Source organism: Sphingomonas suaedae, assembly GCF_007833215.1.
GTDB lineage: Bacteria > Pseudomonadota > Alphaproteobacteria > Sphingomonadales > Sphingomonadaceae > Sphingomonas > Sphingomonas suaedae.
This window is the reverse complement of sequence record NZ_CP042239.1, coordinates 1,529,148-1,551,877: the sequence shown is the minus strand read 5'-3', so window position 1 is coordinate 1,551,877 and position 22,730 is coordinate 1,529,148. Positions and strand designations below refer to the sequence as shown.

Below are 22,730 nucleotides of genomic sequence, written 5' to 3'. Positions count from 1 at the left end.
TGCGTTCAAGGCGTTCTGATCTATGGACAATATTCAGTCCGCGCTGGACGATGCGTTGAAGCGCGCGGCCCTGCATTCCCCCTTTCTGGCCCATCTGATCGCGCGGGAGGGCGAATTGGTTGATCGCCTCGACCGGGCGGCGGGCGATCCGTTCGCCGCGGTCCGAATTGACGATCCCGACATGCCGGTCGCCAGGCGGCTGCGGATCGAGCGGCGTCGACTGGCACTGGTCACCGCGATCGGCGACCTGGCCGGACTGCTCGATTTCCGCGCGACGACGCGTGCCCTGTCCGACTTTGCCGATTATGCGCTCGACAGTGCGATCCGCGCGGCGGTGGTGGAACGGGTACCGGACGCCGATCCGCGCGGACTGGCGGCGATCGCGCTGGGGAAACAGGGGAGCCATGAGCTCAACTACTCGTCGGACATCGACCCCATCCTGATCTTCGACCCCGCCACGCTGCCGTATCGCGAGCGCGATGCGGTGGATGAGGCGGCGGTGCGGATCGGGCGGCGGATCGTCGAAACGCTGCAGGCGCGCGATGCCGATGGCTATGTGCTGCGCATCGACCTGCGGCTGCGTCCATCGCCCGAGGTGACGCCGATCGTCCTGCCGGTCGATGCGGCGATCAGCTATTATGAATCGCAGGCGCTGCCCTGGGAGCGCGCCGCCTTCATCCGCGCGCGTGCCGCCGCCGGCGATACGGTGCTGGGGCAGGAGTTTCTCGACACGATCCGCCCGTTCGTGTGGCGCCGCGCGCTCGACTATGGGACGATCCGCGAGATTCGCGGCATTTCGCGCCGTATCCGCGATCACCATGCGCAGGGCCAGGCATTCGGCCCCGGATTCGATCTCAAGCGCGGACGCGGCGGCATTCGCGAGGTGGAGTTCTTCGCGCAGATCCACCAGCTGATCCATGGTGGCCGCGATCCCGCAGTGCGGACCCCCGCGACGCTCGATGCGCTGGCGGCGCTGGCAGCAGCCCGGCGGATCGACGCGGAACAGGCGCGCGTGCTGGCCAATGCCTACACGCTGTTGCGCACCATCGAACATCGCGTGCAGATGATCGACGACCGCCAGACCCATGCGCTGCCGCAAGGCGAGGCGCTCGACGCGGTCGCGCGGCTGCACGGACTGGAGGATGGCGGCGCGCTGCTCGATCTGTTGCGCCCGCATGTCGAGGCGGTGGGGCGCATCTATGACGCGCTCGACGGCGACGATAGCGACGATAGCGCGCCGCGCGGCGAGGCGGGTGCCGAGCGGGCGCTGAGCGAAGCGGGGTTCGTCGACCCGGCCGGCGCGACGCGGTTGATCGAAGGGTGGCGCAGCGGCCGCTACCCCGCGCTGCGCAGCCCGCCCGCGCGCGCGGCAATGGAGGCGGCATTGCCCCCGCTGCTCCGCGCGATCGGCGAGGCGCCCGATCCGGGGGCGGCACTGGCGCGGCTCGACACGATCCTCTCGCGCCTGCCAAGCGCGCTCAACCTGTTCCACCTGCTCGAGGCGCGGCCCAGCCTCGCGCGGCTGTTGGGAACGATCCTCAGCCACGCCCCGACGCTCGCCGACGCATTGGCGCGGCGGGTCGAGCTGATCGACGGGCTGATCGACGCGAGCGCGCTCGCGCCGGTCGGCAGCGTCGCCGAACTGGTCGTCGAGATGCGGCGCGGCGAGGCGGGGGACGATTATCAGCGGCTGCTCGATCGGGTGCGCCAGCAGGTCGGCGAAAAGCGCTTCGCCTTGGGCGCCCAGATCGTCGCCGGGGCGAGCGATCCGCTGGAAGTGTCGGCGGGCTATGCGCGCGTGGCCGAGGCGGCGCTGGAAGTGCTGACGACCGCTACCGTTACGGAGTTCGCCACGCGGCACGGCCGGGTCCCCGACAGCGAACTGGTGATCCTCGCGCTCGGCCGATTCGGTGGGGGAGCGCTGACCCATGCCTCCGACCTCGACCTCATCTTCCTGTTCACCGGCGACCATCTCGCCGAATCGGATGGCGAGAAGCCGCTGGGCGCAGTTACCTATTATAACCGGCTGGCGCAGCGGGTGATCGCGGCGCTGTCGGTCGCGACCGCTGCGGGGGCGCTGTACGAAGTGGATACGCGGCTGCGCCCGTCGGGTGCGCAGGGGCCGCTGGTCGTCTCGCTCGACGGCTTTGCCCGCTACCAGCGCGAGGAAGCCTGGACCTGGGAGCATATGGCGCTGACCCGCGCGCGGCCCGTGTTCGGGTCGGCGACGGCGCGCGCGGCGGTCGAGCAGGTGATCGGCAGCGTGCTGGCGGGCGAGCGCCCGACGCGCGACATCGCGGCGGAGGCCACGAAGATGCGCGCCGACATGGCCGCGCACAAACCGCCGGGCGGGCCGCTCGATGCCAAGCTGCTGCCCGGGGGCCTTGTCGACCTGGAGTTTGCGGTACATGTCCGGCAGCTCGACCGGCGAACCGGCTTCGACCCGCATCTGGGTGCCGCGATTGCCTTGCTCGCGGGGCAGGGGCTGGTGCCCGCCCCGCTCGGCGCGGCGCATGATTTCCTCACGCGGCTGCTGGTGACGATGCGGCTGGTCGCCCCCGATGCGCAGCCGCCGGGGCCCGCGACGCAGCCCATGGTCGCACACGCCGTCGGCGCGCAGGACTGGAACGCGCTGGTTGCATCGCTCGACCGGCATCGGCAGGAGGTGGCGAACGCCTGGGCCGCGGTGGCCGGGACGCAAGGGAGCTGAACATGGCAATCGAGGAAGGCGACCGGCTGCCTGCGGTCGATCTGGTCGATCTGGACGGAAAGACGTTCCGGCTCGACAGCCTGGCGGGCGCGCCGCTGGTGCTCTATTTCTATCCCAAGGACGATACCGCTGGCTGTACCCGCGAAGCGCAGGATTTCAGCGCGTTCAAGGCGCAGTTCGATGCGCGCGGCGTCGCGATTCTCGGCGTGTCGCGCGACAACACGATCAAGCATCAGAAGTTCGTCAACAAATATGACCTGACCATCCCGCTCGCGACCGACCCTGATGGCAAGGTGCTGGAGGCATTCGGCGCCTGGGTCGAAAAATCGATGTACGGCAAGAAATATATGGGCATCGACCGCTCGACCTTTTTGTTCGACGCTGACGGTCGGCTGGTCCGCGCCTGGCGCAAGGTCCGCGTGCCGGGCCATGTGATCGAGGTGCTCGAAGCGGCCAAGGACATCGGCGCTGCCTGATGATTCCCGCTTGATGACCAGCGTAAGCGAGGCGGCGCGCGCCGTGCTGCTGACCGCCGAACCCGCGGCAAAGGTCGCGGCGGCGCAGCGGGCGGCGCGCGACTGGCGGCTGGGAAGGCTCGACCATCGTTTCGACGGGGCGATGCCGGACCGGCCTGCCCGGCCCGATGCGCCCGAGCTGTTGCCGCCGAGGGAAATGCCCCGGCGCGGCAAGGGCGGGTCCGAACGCGGGCGGATCGCGCTGATCCACGCGCTGGCGCATATCGAATTCGTCGCGATCGATCTCGCCTTCGACATGGCGGGGCGGTTCGGCGGGCAGTTCCCGCGCAGCTTCACCGACGACTGGATGAAGGTCGGCGCCGACGAGGCGATGCACTTCGCACTGCTCGACCGGCGGCTGAAGCAGCTGGGCAGCCATTATGGAGCAATGCCGGCCCATGACGGGCTGTGGGAAGCGGCGGAGGCGACGGCGCATGACGCTGCCGCGCGACTGGCGGTGGTGCCGATGGTGCTGGAGGCACGCGGGCTGGACGTGACGCCAATGACGATCGAGCGGTTCGAGGCGGTGGGGGACATGCCGACGGCGGCGATCCTGCGCCGCATCCTGAACGATGAGATCGTCCATGTCGCGGCGGGGACGCGCTGGTTCGAATCATGTTGCGCCGCGGAGCGAATCAATCCGGAAAACTACTGGCGGACATTGCTCGCGCGCCATTTCCGGGGCTCCATTAAGCCACCGTTCAACGACTCGGCGCGTGAGACAGCCGGTTTAACGCGTGGTTATTATGAAAGCCTTGCCGTGCGCGGACCCACGGGGTCTAACCAAATCTGTCAGAGCGGAGGGGCTGCTCCTGACGTGTGAACGTTTAACACAGGGCGTGTGCCGTGATCGGCGCGTGTCTGTAGTTGCCGGGGACTCATGGTCAGCACTGCACTCAACGCGAATTTCGTCACGCGGTTCCGCGATCTTTTTACTACCCGCGATTTCATCTTTCACGACGGTCGCGATCTGAAGCGGTTCAGCGTTGCCGGACGCACCCAGGCGATCCTCGCCGGCGTCGCGGCGGTCACCATCACCTTCTCCGCCTATGGCGTCTCGCAGGCCGCATTCGGCGCCATCATGGCGACGGGCGTCGCCGGGACCGAAGTCACCCCCGAAGCGCGGATGGCAAAGATGCGCGCCGAAATGACCCAGCTCGAGGCCGATGTCGCGGCGATCAAGGAAGCGGCCAGGCTCCACGCCGCCCGGGTCGAACAGCGCCAGAAGATCATCGCCGGCGTGCTGGACGGCAAGGGTTCGCCCGCCGATGTCGGCGAGCCGATCGCCAATATCTCCTATTCTGGCGACAGCGACATGGCGCGCGAGGTTCTGGCCCCGCTCCGCAAGGTCGAGGCTCGCCAGGCCAAGCTCGCGGAAAAGGCGCAGCGCACCGCGCAGATGCGTCTCCAGCTGACCACCCAGCATCTGCGCAGCCTGGGCATCCGCCCCGAGCGCTATGTCTCGGTCGGCGGCATGGGCGGTCCCTATGAGGGCGCGCCCGCTACCGCGACGGCAGAGGGCAGCAGCGACGCGCAGTTCCGGTCGCTCTTCCAGACCTGGCAGAAGCTCGACGTGCTTGAGCAGTCGGTGATCGCGATCCCCTCGCTCCAGCCGGTCGAGAATATGCGCCTGACCAGCAGCTTCGGCGTCCGGTCCGATCCGTTTCACGGCACCGCCGCGATGCACTCCGGGATCGACATCCCCGGACCGCTGGGCACCCCCATCTACGCCACCGCCGATGGCGTGATCGGCCGCGCCGGTCGCTTCGGCGGTTACGGCAACCTCATCACCGTCAACCATGGCAAGGGCATCGAGACCCGTTACGGGCATCTGTCGAAGATCCTGGTCGAATCGAACACCCGCGTGCGTCGCGGCCAGCTGATCGGCCTGATGGGCTCGACCGGCCGCTCGACCGGCAGCCACCTTCATTACGAAGTGCGCGTCGATGGCAAGGCGGTCAACCCGATGCCCTTCATGCAGAATGCCAGCATCATCGAGCAGGTCGAAGAACGCGCCGCGCGCGTCCAGCTGACCGCGGTGGGCGGTAACTGAGCCGAACGAGATAACGGAGAGGGAGGGGGCCGCACCGGGGGAAGCCGGGCGGCCCTTTTCCGTTCTTCAATAGATCCCGTAACGACGCTGGCAAAGGCCAGCGGGGCGCGCTCAATCCATGGCCCGTTTGCCCTGAGCCTGTCGAAGGGCGTTCCTGCCCGGCCAACGATTTGCGGTAGCGGCCCTTCGACAGGCTCGGGGCAAACGGACTTTGGGACGATGCCCGTCGCCGAACCCTGCTCGAACTAACGCCGCAGGGCTTTTAGTTGCGGCGAGTACGATGCCGCCCTATCTGCAAACCATGGCACCCACGCTCTCCGAAGACATCATCCTGACCCCGTCCGCCGCCGCGCGTGTCGCGGCGATCGCGGCGAAGCAGGGCAAGCCCGCGACGCTGCGCCTCTCGGTCGAGGGCGGCGGCTGTTCGGGCTTTCAGTACAAGTTCGAACTGGCCGACGCGCCGCAGGCCGATGACACGGTCGCGCAGACCGACGGCGTCACGTTGCTGGTCGATCCGATCAGCCTCGATCTGGTGCGCGGCGCATCGGTCGATTTCGTCGAATCGCTGGGCGGGGCCGCGTTCCGCGTGACCAATCCCAACGCTGCGTCGGGCTGCGGCTGCGGCACCAGCTTCGCGGTCTGAGCGCGCCTTGAAGATCGTCAGCTATAATGTGAACGGCATCAAGGCGCGGCTGCCGCGCCTGATCGAGTATCTCGACGAGCAGCAGCCGGACGTGGTCTGCCTTCAGGAACTCAAATCGGCGGATGAAGGCTTTCCCGAGGCAGATATCCGCGCCGCGGGCTATGGCGCGGTCTGGCACGGGCAAAAGGGATTCAACGGCGTCGCCATCCTCGCAAAGGGCACCGATCCGGTCGAGCGCAAGCGCGGCCTGGCGGGCGAGCCGGAGGACGAGCATAGCCGCTATATCGAGGCGGAGGTGAACGGCGTGGTGATCGCGTCGATCTATCTTCCCAACGGCAACCCCGTTCCAGGACCCAAATTCGACTACAAGCTGCGCTGGATCGACCGGCTCGCCGCCCATGCGCGCGACCTGCTGGCCGAGGAGCGGGCGGTGGTGCTCGCGGGCGACTATAACGTCATTCCGAATGACGATGATGTCTATTCGGTCAAGGCAATGGCCGACGACGCCTTGATGCAGCCGGAATCGCGCCAGGCCTATCGTGCGCTGCTGGCGCAGGGCTGGACCGATGCGCTGCGGACCCGCTTCCCGGCGGGCCGCGTCTGGACCTTCTGGGACTATCAGGCCGGCGCGTGGCAGCGCGATGCCGGCTTTCGCATCGATCACCTGCTGCTCAGCCCGATCGCCGCCGATCGTTTCGCCGATGCGGGCGTGGACAAGGATTATCGCGGCCGGGAAAAGGCCAGCGATCACGCCCCGACCTGGGCGCGTCTGCGCCCCTGAAGCGCGTAACCAATTTTTGGTGAAATCCGCCGCCAATTGGCGAAAAATTTCCCATCCGTAACGATGGAAACCAGCTAAATCATTGATATTGCTGACTCTGAGTGTTTGGCACGCATAGTGCACTAACACGGGGGTGGGTAGAGCAGAGCAACCAGCCAGCCCGCAAGCCCCCAAGCTGAATCAGAGGAATAGCCCCCATGCGTATCACCATTGCCACTGCTGCTGCCGCCATTCTCGCCGCCGGTCTCGCAACCCCGGCCATGGCCGATCCCAAGCCCACGCCGCGTCCCGCGCTTGTCGGTACCGAGACCCGCGAGGAGATTTCCGGCGATCAGACCGTCTGCGTCAAGAAGACGCCGACCGGATCGCGCGTCGCACGCAAGGTCTGCAAGAGCCATGCGGAATGGCTGAACGAAGGTTTCGATCCCCTCGCGCCCCGACAGTGACGAGGGTGCGGCCCGCGGCGCCCCCTAACGCCGCGGGCCGCCTAGCGTTTGTTTCAGCAAAGCTGAAACGGTTGCGGCACCAGCCCGCTCCCCCACCCGGCCACCCAGCGCCAGTATCCTATGGGTGGCCGGGTGGGGGAGCGGGCTGGTGCCGCGATTCAGCGGAGCTGAATCTGACTCTGGCGCTTTCACAGCGGTTTCGCGTAGATGTGATAGACGCGGTTGACCTTGCTTTCGATCGTGTCCGCGATGGCGATCATTCCCTGATTGTCCTCCAGCACCCAGCCGATCTCGCCCCGCACCGATTCGAAATCGGTAACCGCAACGCGACGGATATATTCGATCATCATGAAGGCCAGCTGGCTCGCCATGCGCGACCCCTGAAGCCGCTTGACCACGCCCATCAGCGGCACGCGCATCGTCCGTGCCTTGCCCCGGTGCAGCCACCACAGCAATTTCGCCCAGCCCAACGGGAACAGATTGCCGCCCAACGGCCCGATCGCCTCGTTGAGGTCGGGCAGGGTAATCATGAACGCGACCGGCTCGCCGTCCAGTTCGGCGATGCGGATCAGGTCCTCGAACACGATCGGCTTCAATTTCTTGCCGACATCGTCGATTTCCGGCCCGGTCAGCGGGACGAAGCCCCAATTGTCCGACCATGCGTCGTTCAGGATGCCCAGGATGATCGCGGCCTCCTCGGCGAAGCGCGACTTGTCGACCTTGCGGATACGAATGCGCTCGTTCTTCTCGCCCATCGCGATGATGCGCTGGACCAGCGGCGGGAATTCTTTGGTGATGTCGAGCTCATAGGTCAGCAGGCGCTTGACGGGCTCGAACCCCGCTTCGGCGATATAGTCGCGGTAGACGCGCTTGTGATGCCCCATCATCACCGTCGGGGAATGGTCATGCCCCTGAACCAGCAGCCCCGGCTCCTCCCAGATCGACAGCGAGATCGGGCCGACGACACGGGTCATCCCCTTGTTGCGCAGCCAGGTCTCGGCGGCATTGAACAGCGCGCGTGCGACCGTCGCGTCCTCCGCTTCAAACAGGCCGAAAAAGCCGGTTCCGGGTCCGAACCCCTGCTCGGCAGGCATCTCCAGCGCCAGCCGGTCGATATGCGCGGCGATCCGCCCCACCGGTCGCCCGTCGCGCTCGGCCAGGAACAATTGCGCCTCGGCATGGCTGAACCAGCCATTTTTCTTCGGATCGATCGCGCCCGCGACTTCGCTGCGCAGCGGGGGGACCCAATGGGGATCGCCACGATTGAGCCTATAGGCGAGTTCGATGAAGTCGCGCCTGTCCGTCTTTGTCGTGACCGGGCGGATGGCGAGGGGGGCATTGGCCACGAACGGGACCTTTCGTTGATGAGCGTCAAAGCACTCACGCCAACGCGTGCCCAAGTCAACCGGAGGACGAACGAACGCCGGGGACCTGTTGAAATGCCACGCAATGGCCACGATCTCCTGCCAATGGCCGGACCCATGAATAGCCTAGCCCTTGATGCGGCTCCGCTGGAGCGTGAAGCCGCAGCGCCGGTAGCAGCGGCGAAGATCCGCCTGTCCGGCATGGCCGACGACCGCGCGATGCTGCGCGCGGCGGCGGAGCTGACGCGCGATCTTCAGACGCCCAGCCCACGCATCTACTGGACCGATTTCCTGCTGTCGGCGGCGCTCGGCTATGCCGCGCTGGCGGGTGCGATCCTTGCGCCCGCGCTCGGCTGGGCGCTGGCGAGCGGCGTGGTCGCGGTGCTCGCGCTCTATCGCGCCAGCCTGTTCATTCATGAGATCACGCATCTCAAACATTCCTTGCTGCCGGGCTTTCGCGTCGGCTGGAACCTGCTGCTCGGCATCCCGATGATGCTGCCCAGCTTCATGTATGAGGGGATCCACACGATCCACCATACGCGCACCCGCTATGGCACGGTCGAGGACCCCGAATATCTCCCGCTCGCGCTGATGAAGCCCTGGACGCTGCCGGTATTTCTGCTCGTCTCGCTGCTGATGCCGGTCGGACTGCTGCTGCGCTTTGGCGTGCTGGGGCCGCTGTCGCTCTTCTCGAAGCGGCTTCGCCGCCTCGTGGTCGGCCGCTATTCGGGTCTCCAGATCAACCCGAAGTTCGAGCGCAAGTCGCCCGAAGGCGCGTTCGCCCGCCAATGGCGCTGGCAGGAGATCGGCGCCAGCATCGTCGCGGTCAGCTTGATCGTCATGGTCGCAACCGGCGTGCTGCCGCTCAGACCGTTCCTGACCTATATGGCGGTCATTTCGGGCGTTGCGGTGCTCAACCAGGTCCGCACGCTTGTCGCGCATCTGTGGGAGAATGAGGGCGAGCCGCTGACCGTCACCGCGCAATATCTCGACAGCGTCAATGTGCCGGGCGGCTTCCTGCCCTATCTGTGGGCGCCGGTGGGCCTCCGCTTCCACGCGCTGCATCACCTGCTGCCCAGCCTGCCCTATCATGCGCTGGGCGAGGCGCATCGCCGCCTCTCGACCGCGCTGGGGCAGGAGTCCAGCTATCACGGTGCGAACTATCCCACGTTACGGGGGCTCATGGCGCGCCTCGCGACCAGCACGATGAAGCAGCGCGCAGGCTGAACCGCGACGTGAAGAACGTCCAGATCATCGACGACGCCGATAATGCGACATTCAGCGTTTTTCAGGCGTCCGATAACGAGTTCGCGCTGATCTTTCCGGGCGATTGCGACATGGAACTGGTTGAGCACTTCGTCGACCGTGTCGGTGAAGAGGCGGCGGGCAGGGCGCTAAACCGTATGTGGTCCCGTCCCATCCTCAAGCGCGACGTTAAGGGCATCCACGGGACGCTATTCTACGGTCGGGGTGACCATATCCCGGCTAGCAAGCGCGAAGTTGATTGGGCCGATGACGCGATAAACTCGGCGCAGCGGGATTTGTTCTTGCGCCATCGCTGACCAGCGGCGCGCTACTCCTCGCTCTTGAGAAGCACCGCCTCGCCGATCATCGCGAACAGCAGGAACGGCGCCCATGCGGCCAGGAAGGGCGGGTAGGCGCCGAGATTGCCCATCGCCAGTGCGAAATTGTCGGCCACGAAATAAAGGAAGCCGAGGCCCATCCCCATCACGGCGCGAACGAACAATTTGCCCGATCGCGCGATGCCGAATGCGGCGACGGCGGCCAGCAGCGGCATCAGCACCGACGACAGCGGACCCGACAATTTATGCCATAGGGCGCCCTCCAGCGCCTTGGTCGGGCGACCCGCGGCGCGCAGATCGTCGATCGCCTCGCTCAACGCGCCGAACGACAGGCTTTCCGCATCGACATTCGCCAGCGTAAACTGATCGGGGCGAACGCCGCGCGCCACCACAACGCTGCCAAGCTTCGTCAGCGTGCCCGATTCGACGTCGAACCGCTCGGCGCCCTCGACGCGCCAGCCATCGCCTTCGCGCCGTCCGGTCTTCGCGCGGACCAGCGACTTGAGTACCGCGCCGTCACGCTCATAGATCGTGATACCGGCCAGTTGCGCCGCATCGGCCCGGCCCTTGATCTGCATGGCGTGGATCAAATGCGTCCCCTCGCGCACCCACACATTGCTGCGATCGCCGCGATCGATGGGGAGAGGGCCATATTCGACCTTCTTCCACGCCGCGAGCGTCGCGCTTGAGCGCGATACGATCCGGTCGTTGAAGCTGAACGAGAGGATCGCGACGCCAAGGCCCGCGATCATCAGCGGGGCGAGCACCTGATGCGCCGACAGGCCGGACGCCTTGAGCGCGATGATCTCGCTATTCTGGTTCATCGTCGTGAAGGTGACGATGGTGCCGAGCAGGACGGAAAAGGGCAGAAAGGTCGCGATGATCTGTGGCACGCGCAGCCCGACATATTTCCATACCTGCGCATCGCCATTGCCCGGATACGCAAGGATGCGCCCCGATTCGCTCAGCAGATCGAGCGTCTGGAGGATCAGCACCAGCCCGAACAGAAAGGCGAAGGTGTTGATGAGGAACGAGCGCGCCATGTACAGCGACACCGTTCTGGACGGAAAGAAATCGGTCAGCGCGTGGATCATGTCGCCACTTTCTTCCGTCGCTTGCCAGGCAGATATTTCGCGACCGCCTTCCACGCCTTGGCAAAGAATTTCTCGAGCGCGCCGATCGGCTGGCCGCCGGGGACATAGGCGATGGTGTAGTACATCCACAGCACCAGCCCGGCAAAGATCAGGAACGGCCCCCAAAGGGCGATCAGCGGATCGACCAGGCCGAGGCTGCCCACGTCCTGCGCATATTCGTTGATCTTGTGGTAGGTGACGATCATCACGATCGACAGGAACACGCCCAGCGCCGATGTCGATCGCTTGGGCGGCACGCCCAGCGCCAGCGCCAGCAGCGGCAAGAGCAGCATCGTCGCCACCTCGACCATTCGGAAGTGGAAGGCCGAGCGGCTGGTGTCGCGTTCCTCGTCGGTGACGCCCGGATCGGACCCGATCTTGGCCAGCTGGGGCAAGGTGAGCTCGAGATTGCTGGCGCCGCGCTGTCGGAACTGTTCGAATTTGGGCAAGTCGATCGGCAGGTCGTGCGCGTCGAAGGTCAGCACGCGCGGCGTATCGAATTTGGGGCTTTGGTGGATCAACGTGCCTTTGGTCAGGCGGAAGATGATGACGTCGGGATCGTCGGTACGCAGGAACTGGCCCTGTTCGGCGGTGGCCGAGACGATATCGCCGCCCCGCGCGCGCGCGCTCACGAAGATGCCCGACAGGTCGCGCCCCTCATTGCGGCTCTCTTCGATCCGCAGCGTCATCCGATCGCCCAGATTGGTGAACTCTCCGACCTTGATCGATGCGCCCAGCGCGCCGCTGCGCAGTTCGAACCGCAGCCCTTCGTAATTGTAGCGCGCGAGCGGCTGGATATAGCCGACGATCGCCAGGTTCATCGCGGCCAGCGTGATCGCGTACATGAACGGGACCAGCAGCATCCGGTTATAGCTGATCCCCACCGCGCGCAGCACGTCCAGCTCCGACGTGGTCGCCAGGCGGCGAAAGGCGAGGAGGATGCCGAGCATCAGCCCGATCGGAATGCCCAACCCAAGATATTCGGGCAGCAGATTGGCGAGCATCCGCCACACCACGCTGACCGGCCCGCCCTCGCTTGCGACGAAGTCGAACAGGCGCAGCATACGGTCGAGCACCAGCAGCATCGCCGAGATCAGCAACGTGGAGATCAGGGGGACGGCGATCAGGCGCGCCATGTACCGGTCGAGTGCGGTCATTGGGGGTGGTTTCGCGCCTTCACACTGCCTGTCGCCGGACGATCGACGGGGAGTCCCCGCTATATCGAACGGGGCGCGGAAATCTACCCTGCGGCACTGGTGGCATCGCTTTGCGCGGGGCGCCAGGCCAGAGCATCGACCAGCGCCTGTTCCAGACCCGCCAGTGTGAAGGGTTTGCGCAGCACCGGCCGCCCCCCGAACCGGTCCTGCTCCGCCTCGCCCGCATAGCCGGTGACATAGAGGATCGCGACACCATCCAGTTGCGGCTCGAGCGCGGCGATCATCTCGGGCCCGGTCTGGCCCGGCATGATGACATCGGTGAGGATCAGATCGAGCGTGCGCAGTCCCGCGATGATGCGGGGCGCCTTCAGCGGGTCGTCGCACTCCACGGGGCGGTGGCCCAGCTCCTCCAGCGCGGCGAGTGTCGCGGACAGGACGCGGGGATCGTCCTCGACGACAAGGATGTCGAGCGCGTCGCCGGGCGCGCCCTGCGGACCGATCCGTTCGGGAGCGGCAGACTCGTCCGTCTTCGCGGCATGGCAGGGCAGCAGCATCGTCACCGTCGTGCCCTCGCCAACTGCGGAATCGATCACCACCTCGCCGCCCGACTGGCGGACGAACCCGAAAATCTGGCTGAGGCCCAGACCCGTTCCCTTGCCGACCGGCTTGGTGGTGAAAAAGGGTTCGAAGACCCGCTCCATCACCTCTTTGGACATGCCCGATCCCGTGTCGGTTACCGACAGGCGCACATAATCGCCCGGCGCGCACGCGCCGCCATGATCGCCGTCCAGGGGCACATGACCGCAGGAAATGGTGAGCGTGCCGCGCCCGTCCATTGCGTCGCGCGCATTGACCGCCAGGTTGAGCAGCGCGTTTTCGAGCTGCACCCGATCCGCCCAGACATGCCATCCCGCACTCTCGCAGCGCGTTTCGACGGAAATGCCTTCGCCCAGCGTGCGATCAAGCAAATTGGACATGCCCGCGATCAGCTCGCCCGGCTCGATCGCCTCGGGCGCCAGCGCTTCGGAGCGGGCGAAGCCGAGCAGCTGGCGGGTCAGCGCGGCGGCGCGGCTGGCGCCTTCGGCGGCATTGTCGATATGGCGCGCCGCGTCGCCGGCATCCTCGGGCAGGTTGCGCTTCGCCAGCTCGATTCCGCCCAGCACGACCGCGAGCATATTGTTGAAATCATGCGCGATACCGCCGGTCAGCTGGCCGACCGCCTCCATCTTTTGCGCCTGGCGCAACTGCGCCTCCGCCGCGGCGCGTTCGCGCGCTTCGGCCTGGAGGCTGGCGGTCGCGCGGGCGACGGCGGCCTCGAGTTCGGTCGTGCGGCGGCGCTGCGCCTCGGCCTCTGCGGCGGCGGCGGCGCGTTCGCGCACCGCGCGCAGGTTCAGCCAGCCCAGCACGATCGCGCCGAGGACCAGGAGCACGCCAAACAGCATCAGGTTGCGCGTCTCCGCGACGGCGTCGGCGCCGGTCGCGCGCGCCTGTTCGGCGCGTTGACGAAGACGGACCCGCTCGGCCTCGAAAATCGCGCCGATCTCGCGCGACAATGCGGCAAGATGGGGCGAACGCCGTGCTTCGTTATAATAGGCATAGGCCGCTTGGTTGCGACGGACATTGGTGTTGCGGGCGATCTGTGCGAGTTCGTCTCCGCGCGCCGCATAGGCCGCGCGCAGGCGGGCGAGCCGGTCGCGCTGTCCGGCATCGCTGCGCACGCGGCGTTCCAGCAGCGCGATCTGCCCGCCCGCCGCCTGCCATTCGGCGACGAAGTCACGCCCCACTGCATCGTCTCCCGCGACGACATAGCGGCCGAGCGTCGCTTCGGCGCGGGCCAGCGTCGCACCCAGGCTTTGCGCCAGCACCATCACTTCGTAGCTTTCGGACTGGCGCGACAGCGCGATTTCGCGCTGCCCGTCCGCGAGCCGCTGGTTGGCCACAAGCCCGATGAGGACCGCGATCCCCAGCAGCGCCAGCAGGATCATCGACGCGGCGCGCCAGTCCATCGCGACCACGCGACGCCTGAACTTCTCGAAACCGCCCTCGCTCATGGCGCGGAACCTAGGCTTTGGGTGGCGCGATGGCCAGTCCTGCAACGGTCAGCCGATCACTCCGGTCGCCTGTCCGGCACTCTTGAACATCGCCAGGATGCGCTCGACCTGCTCGGGCGTGTGCTCGGCGCACAGCGAGCAGCGCAGCAGGAAGGTCCCCGCCGGGGTCGCGGGCGGACGCGCCATATTGACGTAGAGCCCGGCCTCGAGCAGCGCCTGCCACATCATCACCGCCTGAACCTGATCGGTCAGGATCACCGCGATGATCGCACTTTCCGCTGTCTCGGTGCCGAGCTTGAAACCCATTTCCTTCAGGCCGGAATGGACCGCACGTGCATTCGACCACAGCCGCTCGCGCTTTTCATGCGCGGTCATCAGCTTGCGGATCGACGTCGCGGCAGTCGCGACCACGCTGGGCGGCAGCGACGCGGTGAAGATATAGGGGCGACAGGCGAGGCGGATCGCCTCGAACTTCGGGTGGTTCGACACGCAGAATCCGCCGACCGTACCGACCGATTTGCTGAAGGTGCCGACGATGAAGTCGACATCGCCCTCGCATCCCTGCGCCTCGTACACGCCGCGGCCGTTGGGGCCGTAAAAGCCCATCGAATGCGCCTCGTCGCTCAGCACCATCGCGCCGTGCTTCTTGGCGACCGCGACCATTTCCTTGAGCGGGGCGACGTCGCCCAGCATCGAATAGACGCCCTCCAGCACCACCAGCTTGCCGGCCTCGGCGGGCAGGCGGCCGAGCCGCTTGTCGAGATCCTCGACGCTGTTGTGGCGGAAGCGGACGATCTCGGCGACGCCCTGCTTGCACCCGTCATAGATGCTGGCGTGGCTGTCGGCGTCGAGAATGATGTAGTCGCCCTTGCCCGCCAGGGTGGAGATCATGCCCAGATTGGCCATGTAGCCGGTCGAGAAGACGATCGCGCCGCTTACGCCATAGAAATCGCGCAGCGCCTGTTCGACCTCCATATGGTCGCGAAAGGTGCCGTTCAGCATCCGGCTGCCATTGGTACCTGAGCCGAACTGGTCGAGTGCCTTGTGCCCCGCCGCGATCACGTCGGGGTCGAAGGTCATGCCCATATAATTATAGGTGCCGAGCAGGATCGTATCCCGGCCCTTGATCACCGCCTCGGTCGGCGACTTCACCTGTTCCATCACGATCGCGAAGGGATCGGTCACGCCGCTATCGAGCAGCGCCTGGCGTTCGGCGATCAGGCCGTCGAACTTGCTCATCAGGTCGGGCTTCGTGCCCTCCAGTGCGGCGGGCACGTCGGCGGTCTGCAGCGCGTCGGTCATTGTGTCAGGCCTTCAGCTTCTGGACCGCATCGACCAGCTGGCCGACGGTTTCGATCTCGGCCTGCATGTTCATCGTGATAATGATGTCGAACTCGTCCTCGATCGCCGCGACGAAATCCATCACGGTCAGGCTGTCCCATTCGAGATCGCCGGCAAAGGTGGTGGAATCGGTCAGTGCGATGCCCTTCTTGTTGAAGGGTTCGATCAGGCCGGTGACGGTGGCAAAGATGTCGTTACGATCGCTCATGCGCGGTCCTTAGAGGTGAGCGGTCCCACTGCCAAGCGATTGCGGCGGAATCGCGGTCAATGCGGGGCGGAGTTGTTACCCGACCACGCCCGCCACCGCCCGCTGCCACCCCGCCAGCCGCGCGTCGCGCGTCGCGGCAGCCATGGCGGGTTCGAACAGCTCCACCGCGCCGCGCATCGCCGCTGCTTCCTCGAGGCTCCCGAAAAGGCCGCATCCCACGCCCGCCAGCATCGCGGCGCCAAGTGCCGTCGTCTCGGTAAAGCGCGGCCGCTCCACCTGCACGTCCAGCAGGTCGGCCAGGTCCTGCGCGATCCAGTCGTTGGCGACCATTCCCCCGTCGATGCGCAGCCGCGACCAGTCGCAACCGTCCGCGGCGAAGGCGGTCTTGAGGTCATGGCTCTGGTGCGCCATCGCCTCCAGCGCGGCGCGCACGACATGCGCCTTGCCGCTCGCGAGGCTGAGCCCGCTGATCGACCCGCGCGCGCCTGGCTCCCACCACGGCGCGCCGAGGCCGGACAGGGCAGGGACGAAATAGACTCCGCCATTGTCGACCACGCTACGCGCCAGCGCCTCGGTCTCGCCCACATCGTCGATCAGCCCCAGCGAATCGCGCAGCCACTTCACCACGCTGCCCGCGACGAACACCGATCCCTCGATCGCATAGGTCCGCTTCCCGCCGAGCTGGCACAGCAATGTCGAGAGCAGCCGGTGGCGCGAGGTGGGCTGGCGATCCCCGGCATTGGTCAGCATGAACGCGCCGGTGCCGAAGGTCGCCTTGGTATCCCCCGGCGTCAGGCACGCCTGACCGATCGTCGCCGCCTGCTGGTCGCCCGCCATGCCGCAGATCGGGATGCGCCCGCCGAACAAAGTCGTCTCGCCGAACCGCCCCGCACAGTCGACGATCTCGGGCAGCGCGCCGCGCGGACAGTCGAACAGATCGAGCAGCCGTCGCTCCACCCCCCGCTGCCAAGGCCCATGAGGAGCGTGCGCGATGCATTGGTGGCGTCGCTGATATGCAAGCCGCCGGTCAGCTTCCAGACCAGCCAGCTCTCGACCGTCCCGATCGCCAGCCGGTCGCCCGCTTCGCGCAATTGCGGCCAGTTCGCCATCGCCCAGGCGATCTTGGTCCCGCTGAAATAGGGGTCGAGCAGCAATCCGGTGCGCGCCTGCACCCCCGGCTCGTCGCCGCGTTCCTTCATCGCGCGGCAGAGTTCGGCGCTGCGCCGGTCCTGCCACACGATTGCGGGCGCCAGCGGCTCGCCGCTTTGCTTGTCCCAGAACACCACCGTCTCGCGCTGGTTGGTGATGCCGATCGCCGCGATCGAGTCGGATCCGCCCGCGCGCTCGACCATCGCCGCCGCGCAATTGGCCGATTCGGCCCAGATCTGCGCGGCGTCATGCTCGACCCAGCCTGGCTGCGGATAGCCCTGGCTGAGCGGCACCGCTTTGCTATCGAGGCAGCGTCCGTCGGGCGCGAACAGCATCGCGCGGGTCGAGGTCGTTCCCTCGTCGATGACCAGCAATATCTCTCCCATCGGGGGCAGGTTAGCGAGGATTACATCGCGCGCAAATCGCGCTAGGAGCGGGAACAGGAAAGGCGGTCTGCGTGGACACGGGAATCGGCAGGGACCATCGCGAGGGAGGAGAGGGCGAACCGCTCGAGTCCGCGCATCACTTCGTCCCCGTCGTGCCGCCCGCCGACCATGAGACCGAGGCGGAGAATCGCCGCGACCGGTTGCTCGCGGGACTGACGCTGATGATCGGCGTCGGTCTCGTCCTCGCCATTCCCTTCGCGCTCAAAGCGGGGTCGCCCTTCTTCCTGCCGCTCACCGCCGCGATCGTCATCGCCATCGCGCTGGTCCCCATCCTCGAATGGCTGGAGCGGCATCGCGTCCCCGCGCCGCTCGCTGCGCTGATCTGCGTGCTGCTGTTCCTCACCGCCGCCAACGCCGCGCTCGCCTCGATCGTCGTTCCCGCCTGGGGCTGGCTGTCGCTGCTTCCCGAGCGGATCGACAATATCCAGTCGAACGTGAAGCCGCTGATCGATTTCTATTCGAATTTCGAGAATTTCGTGAACCGGACGATCCAGGAGCTCGCCTCCTCCCGCCCGATCACTCCGGCCGAGACCGCGGCGGAGGCGCCGCCGCGCTCGATCCTCGAACTCGCGGCGACCAGCGCGCCGACCGCGTTCATCGAGATGTTCTTCGCCGTACTCGTCATCTTCTTCTTCCTCTCGGGCTGGACGCGGCTGCGGCGCGGCGCGATCACCAGCCGCACCAGCTTCGGGGGCGCGATGGCGACGGCGCGGGTGATTCAGGACGTGGTGGACGACACTTCCGCCTATCTCGGTACGATCACCGCGATCAATGTGACGCTCGGCCTCGTGGTCGCGGGGGCGCTGTGGCTGATCGGGATGCCGACACCATTGATGTGGGGCGGCATCGTCGCGCTGCTCAACTATATCCCCTATCTCGGCCCGATCTTCGGCGCCGCCTTCCTCGCGGTCGGCGGGCTGATGACCTTTCAGGACGTGTGGACCGCCTTGCTGCCCGCCGCGATCATGATCGGGCTGCACACGATCGAGGCGAATTTCGTCACTCCGCTCGTGGTCGGGCGGCGGCTGACGATCAATCCGATCATGATCCTCATCTCCTTGAGCTTCTGGGGCTGGGTTTGGGGTACGCCCGGCGCGCTGCTGGCGGTGCCGCTGCTCATCATCATCCAGACCGTGCTCAACGCCGCGGGCAAGCCCGATATCGCCGGCTTCCTGTTCGAGCACGGCACGCTGGTGGCGCGCGGAAACCCCGCCGCGCCACAGCCCCAGCAGGTGCCGCAAAATATGGGTGAAACCGGTGTTGACAGCCCCGGGCCGCCCGGTTAGGTGCCGCGCTCTCGCAAGGGACCGCGCTTCGGCGCTGGAGGCCAAGCGGGTGTAGCTCAGTTGGTTAGAGCGCCGGCCTGTCACGCCGGAGGTCGCGGGTTCGAGCCCCGTCACTCGCGCCACCCCCCTGCAAGGGGTGGCTGCCCCTCTCTCAATCCGTATCGCCGGGCTTCAGCATCACCGCCGCACTCTGTTTGTGGACGCGCTTGACGAAGCTCGTCTCATAGCGCCGCACGGCGGGATCGGTCTGGAAAAGCCGCTCCGCCAGCGCGTTGTAATCGTCCATGTCGCGCGCGCAGATCAGCACGGCGAGGTCGTCCGCCCCCGCCACGTCCAGAATCATCTGCACCGCATCCTCCGCCGCCAGCCGCCCGCGCAGCGCCGCGATTCCGCGCTCCTCGGCATGATCATGCACCTGCACCCGCACCAGCGCGCGCAACCGCCGTGCGGTCAGCTTCGGCGCGAGCACCGCGACATCCGCCGCGATCCACCCCGCGCTGCGCAATCGTCGCACTCGCCGCGTCACCGCCGATGTCGATAGGGGTATATGCGCCGCCAGCTCGTCGGCGGTCGCCAGCGCATTCGCCTGAAGCAGGTTGAGGAGCCGGATATCGAAGGCGTCGAGCTTGCTCATAACCGCGCGACCGCGCTCCTGGATGACGAATTTCGGCACATAGCGCCTCGAGTTCGACTGCAAAAGGCGTGTTAGTCAACTATAACAGTCGGCGAACCGAGGAGGATATGAATGCGATCTCGATTTCTCGTTGCGGCTGGCCTGACGATGGCGGCGCCGCTGATGATGGCGCAGAGCAGCCCGACACCCGCAGCACCGGTACCGGCGACCGAAGCGCCCGCCTTCCCCCCGGCGATCGGCAAGGAGGCGGTGACGAAGCTGGCCGGGGAGATCGAGGCGAATTTCGTCTTCCCCGATGTCGCCAAACGCTACGCAGCCCGGTTGCGCGAACGGCTCGCCGCGGGTGCCTATGATGCGCCCGCCGACGCCGCCGCGCTCGCGCAACTGGTCACTGCGGATCTTCAGGCGGTGGCCCCCGATGGCCATCTGCGTATGCACCCCCCGCGTCAGCCGCTTGCGTCCGGTCCGGCCGGAGGCGCCCCGCGCGACTATCCGCCGCTGATGGAGCAGGCGGGCATGATCGCGCCCGGCATCGCCTTTGTCCGGTTCAACGCCTTCATGGGCGATCCCAAGATACTCAAGGATTTTGCCGCCTTTCTCGACGCCAATGCCGGGGCAAGGACGCTGATCATCGACGCGCGCACCCATGGCGGCGGCGGGCTGGAGGAGATGGACGTGCTGTTTCCCCGCATCTTCACCCGGGCGCAGCCGGTGATGGTGATGGACACCCGCGCATCGGTCGCCGAACAGGGCGGGCCGCTGCCGTTCGCCTCGCTGGTCAAGGTCGATGCGCCGAAGGAATTCCACCGCGCCGAACATCGCGTCACCCCGGCCAGCCCCGTTTCGCCCTGGAGCAAAGCGAAAATCTATTATCTGATCTCGGGCCGCACGGGTTCTGCGGCGGAGCATCTGGCGATGGTGTTCAAGGGCACCGGGCGCGGCACGCTCGTCGGCGTCACCACCGCCGGGGCGGGCCATTATGGCGGCACGATGGACCTGCCCGGCGGCTTTTCGGCCTTCATCCCCTTTGGCCGCAGCTATTTTCCGGGTGGCGATGGTTGGGAGCAGGTCGGGGTGCAGCCTGACATTGCGGTCGCCCCGGAGCGTGCGCTGGTCGACGTGCTGGTGCGCGAAGGCGTCGCTCCGGATCAGGCAGAGGCGCTGTCCGCATCGCACATGCCGAAAGGTTCGATGGAGCATCGCCAGCCCCGGCCGCGCTGACCGCGCGCGGGGGAATAGGGGGCCGCCGCTCTATCCACAGGATCGCCCGGCTGGCCCCTTGCACCCTCCGCACCAGCCGCTACACGCCCCCGTTCACCATTTATGGAGCGGGACATGAGCGACTCGATTTCGGCCGAGCAGCTGCGCCTTCTGATCGAGCGGATCGAGCGGCTGGAAGAAGAGAAAAAAGGAATCAGCGACGACATCAAGGACGTCTATGGCGAGGCCAAGGCGACCGGGTTCGACGCCAAGATCATGCGCACCATCATCCGCCTGCGGAAGATGGAGAAGCATCAGCTCGACGAGCAGGACGCCCTGCTCGAAACCTATCGCGCCGCGCTGGGGATGCAGTAAGCCTTTAATCCTCCCCCTGCCGGGGAGGATTTTCAGGATTGCCCCGCCACCCTAACATGCCGCCTCCCAACCGGAGTGCTCAGCATGATTCTCACCACCACCAGCACCGTCGATGGCCATGCCGCCACCCGCTATCACGGCATCGTGACGGCGGAGGTCATCATCGGCGCCAATGTCTTTCGCGACCTGTTCGCCGGCATCCGCGACATCGTCGGTGGCCGTTCGGGCAGCTATGAACGCCCGCTCAAGGACGCGCGCAGGACCGCGCTCGACGAGCTGAAGGACGAGGCGCGCGCGATGGGCGCCAACGGCGTGATCGGCATCGACTTCGACTATGAGGTGATCGGCAAGAACGGCTCGATGCTGATGGTCTCCGCTTCGGGCACCGCGGTGACGCTCAGCGGGGTTTGACAAGGCCGGTCACCCCGGCCCCCGTGCCGGGGTCCACTCCGCCTCGCGTCGAGCGCTCAAGCCTCTTGCTTCGCGCCTGCCTCCCGGTGGACCGCGGCACAAGGCCGGGGGGCGAAGGGTATTGGCTGAAAAAACCCCCGGTTGCGCCTCAACCCGCCCTTGCCCTAGAGACGCGTAGCATTTGATCTCGGCACCGGCCCGCTCCCCCACCCGGCCACCCATGGAATACACTGCCTTTGGGTGGCCGGGTGCGGGTAGCCCCGCAAAGTACTACTTTGCGGGGACCCCGTGGGGGAGCGGGCCGGTGCCGCCCACTCACAAGAGATACCCATGGCAGGCCATTCCAAGTTCAAGAACATCATGCACCGCAAGGGCGCGCAGGATAAGAAGCGCTCGGGCATGTTCAGCAAGCTCAGCCGCGAAATCACCGTCGCGGCCAAGATGGGCCTGCCCGATCCCGACATGAACCCGCGCCTGCGCGCGGCGGTCAACGCCGCCAAGGCGCAGTCGATGCCCAAGGACAATATCCAGCGCGCGATCGACAAGGCGAGCAAGGGTGACGGCGAGAATTACGAGGAAATCCGCTATGAGGGCTTCGGCCCCGGCGGCGTCAGCCTGATCATCGAGGCGCTGTCCGACAATCGCAACCGAACCGCCACCAACGTGCGCACCGCAGTGTCCAAAAATGGCGGCAATCTCGGCGCATCGGGATCGGTCAGCCACGCCTTCGACCGGGTTGGCCTCATCACCTATCCCGCGAGCGTCGGCGACGCCGAGAAAGTCTTCGAAGCCGCGCTTGAGGCGGGCGCCGAGGATGTGACGTCGAGCGAGGACGGCCACGAGATCTGGACCGCCCATGGCGACCTCCACGAAGTCGCCAAGGCGCTCGAACCCGTGCTCGGCGAAGCCGAAGGCGCGAAACTCGCCTGGCGTCCGCAGACGATGGTCGAGGTGGACGAAAGCGACGCCGCGACCCTGTTCAAGCTGATCGACGCGCTCGACGACGACGACGACGTCCAGACCGTCTGGGGCAATTACGAAGTCTCGGACGAGGTCATGGCGAAGCTCGGCTAGACCTCCCTGTCCGTCCGCAGGATGGGGGACGGAGGCACAGACTTGGCCTTGTGCAGCGAGGACTTGGTCGGAGCTGGGAGAGGGGTGGCGGCTGCATCGCAGCCGCGCGGGGATACCCCGCTCTGCCCCCAGCGTCGCGGGTGAGCAAACTGCCAAGCGAAGAGGGCGAA

General features: G+C 66.6%; 21 protein-coding genes, 1 tRNA gene and 1 pseudogene. 15 read left to right on the top strand and 8 right to left on the bottom strand.

What is annotated here, in order from left to right; genetic code table 11:
* Window positions 1-22 precede the first annotated feature (22 nt).
* The 7 genes from FPZ54_RS07400 to FPZ54_RS07370 all read left to right on the top strand — a co-directional run bounded on the left by FPZ54_RS07400 (window position 23) and on the right by FPZ54_RS07370 (window position 7,148).
* Window positions 23-2,710, top strand: a complete 2,688-nt coding sequence (locus tag FPZ54_RS07400; RefSeq protein ID WP_145846108.1) for a bifunctional [glutamine synthetase] adenylyltransferase/[glutamine synthetase]-adenylyl-L-tyrosine phosphorylase — start codon at window positions 23-25, stop codon at window positions 2,708-2,710.
* A 2-nt stretch (window positions 2,711-2,712) separates the two neighbouring features.
* On the top strand, window positions 2,713-3,186 hold the full coding sequence (locus FPZ54_RS07395) for a peroxiredoxin (RefSeq protein ID WP_145846106.1): 474 nt from the start codon (window positions 2,713-2,715) through the stop codon (window positions 3,184-3,186).
* Between the two features lie 13 nt (window positions 3,187-3,199).
* On the top strand, window positions 3,200-4,048 hold the full coding sequence (locus FPZ54_RS07390) for a ferritin-like domain-containing protein (protein ID WP_145846105.1): 849 nt from the start codon (window positions 3,200-3,202) through the stop codon (window positions 4,046-4,048).
* 57 nt (window positions 4,049-4,105) lie between these two features.
* A complete protein-coding gene (locus FPZ54_RS07385) occupies window positions 4,106-5,278 on the top strand; it encodes a M23 family metallopeptidase (RefSeq protein WP_145846103.1) in 1,173 nt (390 codons plus the stop codon).
* Between the two features lie 280 nt (window positions 5,279-5,558).
* Window positions 5,559-5,921: an iron-sulfur cluster insertion protein ErpA gene (gene erpA, locus FPZ54_RS07380; protein ID WP_422396562.1), complete on the top strand. Its 363-nt coding sequence runs from the start codon at window positions 5,559-5,561 to the stop codon at window positions 5,919-5,921.
* Window positions 5,922-5,928: 7 nt separating this feature from the next.
* Window positions 5,929-6,702 (top strand): exodeoxyribonuclease III, encoded by a 774-nt coding sequence (xth, locus tag FPZ54_RS07375; RefSeq protein WP_145846099.1) that lies wholly within the window; start codon window positions 5,929-5,931, stop codon window positions 6,700-6,702.
* 197 nt (window positions 6,703-6,899) lie between these two features.
* The gene (locus tag FPZ54_RS07370) at window positions 6,900-7,148 is read left to right on the top strand and encodes a hypothetical protein (RefSeq protein ID WP_145846097.1); all 249 of its coding nucleotides are present in this window, start codon (window positions 6,900-6,902) and stop codon (window positions 7,146-7,148) included.
* Window positions 7,149-7,336: 188 nt separating this feature from the next.
* Here the strand turns inward: FPZ54_RS07370 and FPZ54_RS07365 are convergent, their stop codons facing one another.
* Window positions 7,337-8,494, bottom strand: coding sequence for an N-acetyltransferase (locus FPZ54_RS07365; protein WP_145846096.1), 1,158 nt, complete (start codon window positions 8,492-8,494; stop codon window positions 7,337-7,339).
* A gap of 135 nt (window positions 8,495-8,629) precedes the next feature.
* Here FPZ54_RS07365 and FPZ54_RS07360 point away from each other — a divergent pair, with 135 nt between their 5' ends.
* A complete protein-coding gene (locus tag FPZ54_RS07360) occupies window positions 8,630-9,739 on the top strand; it encodes a fatty acid desaturase family protein (RefSeq protein WP_145849625.1) in 1,110 nt (369 codons plus the stop codon).
* An 8-nt stretch (window positions 9,740-9,747) separates the two neighbouring features.
* Window positions 9,748-10,074: a hypothetical protein gene (locus FPZ54_RS07355; RefSeq protein WP_145846095.1), complete on the top strand. Its 327-nt coding sequence runs from the start codon at window positions 9,748-9,750 to the stop codon at window positions 10,072-10,074.
* Between the two features lie 11 nt (window positions 10,075-10,085).
* On the opposite strand, the gene lptG is transcribed toward FPZ54_RS07355, so the two are convergent.
* From lptG to FPZ54_RS07325, 6 genes and pseudogenes are all read right to left on the bottom strand, one after another.
* Complete coding sequence (gene lptG, locus FPZ54_RS07350; protein ID WP_145846093.1) at window positions 10,086-11,189, bottom strand: LPS export ABC transporter permease LptG; 1,104 nt, start codon at window positions 11,187-11,189, stop codon at window positions 10,086-10,088.
* Window positions 11,186-12,385, bottom strand: a complete 1,200-nt coding sequence (gene lptF, locus FPZ54_RS07345; RefSeq protein WP_186456945.1) for an LPS export ABC transporter permease LptF — start codon at window positions 12,383-12,385, stop codon at window positions 11,186-11,188. Before lptF ends, lptG begins: the two co-directional genes overlap by 4 nt.
* Before the next feature lie 83 nt (window positions 12,386-12,468).
* A complete protein-coding gene (locus FPZ54_RS07340) occupies window positions 12,469-14,436 on the bottom strand; it encodes an ATP-binding protein (RefSeq protein ID WP_145846091.1) in 1,968 nt (655 codons plus the stop codon).
* A gap of 48 nt (window positions 14,437-14,484) precedes the next feature.
* Entirely contained in the window at window positions 14,485-15,738 is a 1,254-nt protein-coding gene (spt, locus tag FPZ54_RS07335) for a serine palmitoyltransferase (RefSeq protein WP_145846090.1), read from the bottom strand.
* A gap of 4 nt (window positions 15,739-15,742) precedes the next feature.
* A complete protein-coding gene (locus FPZ54_RS07330; protein WP_145846088.1) occupies window positions 15,743-15,985 on the bottom strand; it encodes an acyl carrier protein in 243 nt (80 codons plus the stop codon).
* A gap of 75 nt (window positions 15,986-16,060) precedes the next feature.
* Window positions 16,061-17,520: pseudogene (locus tag FPZ54_RS07325) on the bottom strand (glycerol kinase).
* 152 nt (window positions 17,521-17,672) lie between these two features.
* Between FPZ54_RS07325 and FPZ54_RS07320 the strand changes: the two are divergent.
* Window positions 17,673-18,866, top strand: a complete 1,194-nt coding sequence (locus FPZ54_RS07320) for an AI-2E family transporter (RefSeq protein WP_239019805.1) — start codon at window positions 17,673-17,675, stop codon at window positions 18,864-18,866.
* Between the two features lie 45 nt (window positions 18,867-18,911).
* Window positions 18,912-18,988, top strand: a tRNA-Asp gene (locus FPZ54_RS07315).
* Window positions 18,989-19,017: 29 nt separating this feature from the next.
* Here FPZ54_RS07315 and FPZ54_RS07310 read toward each other — a convergent pair.
* Window positions 19,018-19,539: an Lrp/AsnC family transcriptional regulator gene (locus tag FPZ54_RS07310; protein ID WP_186456944.1), complete on the bottom strand. Its 522-nt coding sequence runs from the start codon at window positions 19,537-19,539 to the stop codon at window positions 19,018-19,020.
* Window positions 19,540-19,611: 72 nt separating this feature from the next.
* Here FPZ54_RS07310 and FPZ54_RS07305 point away from each other — a divergent pair, with 72 nt between their 5' ends.
* From FPZ54_RS07305 to FPZ54_RS07290, 4 genes are all read left to right on the top strand, one after another.
* Window positions 19,612-20,721 carry a S41 family peptidase gene (locus tag FPZ54_RS07305; RefSeq protein WP_145846086.1) on the top strand — a complete coding sequence of 370 codons (1,110 nt, stop codon included), beginning with the start codon at window positions 19,612-19,614 and terminating at the stop codon, window positions 20,719-20,721.
* 114 nt (window positions 20,722-20,835) lie between these two features.
* Window positions 20,836-21,075 carry a DUF2312 domain-containing protein gene (locus tag FPZ54_RS07300; RefSeq protein ID WP_066660091.1) on the top strand — a complete coding sequence of 80 codons (240 nt, stop codon included), beginning with the start codon at window positions 20,836-20,838 and terminating at the stop codon, window positions 21,073-21,075.
* Between the two features lie 84 nt (window positions 21,076-21,159).
* Entirely contained in the window at window positions 21,160-21,486 is a 327-nt protein-coding gene (locus FPZ54_RS07295; RefSeq protein ID WP_145846084.1) for a heavy metal-binding domain-containing protein, read from the top strand.
* 330 nt (window positions 21,487-21,816) lie between these two features.
* On the top strand, window positions 21,817-22,560 hold the full coding sequence (locus tag FPZ54_RS07290; protein ID WP_145846083.1) for a YebC/PmpR family DNA-binding transcriptional regulator: 744 nt from the start codon (window positions 21,817-21,819) through the stop codon (window positions 22,558-22,560).
* The last annotated feature ends 170 nt before the right edge of the window (window positions 22,561-22,730 follow it).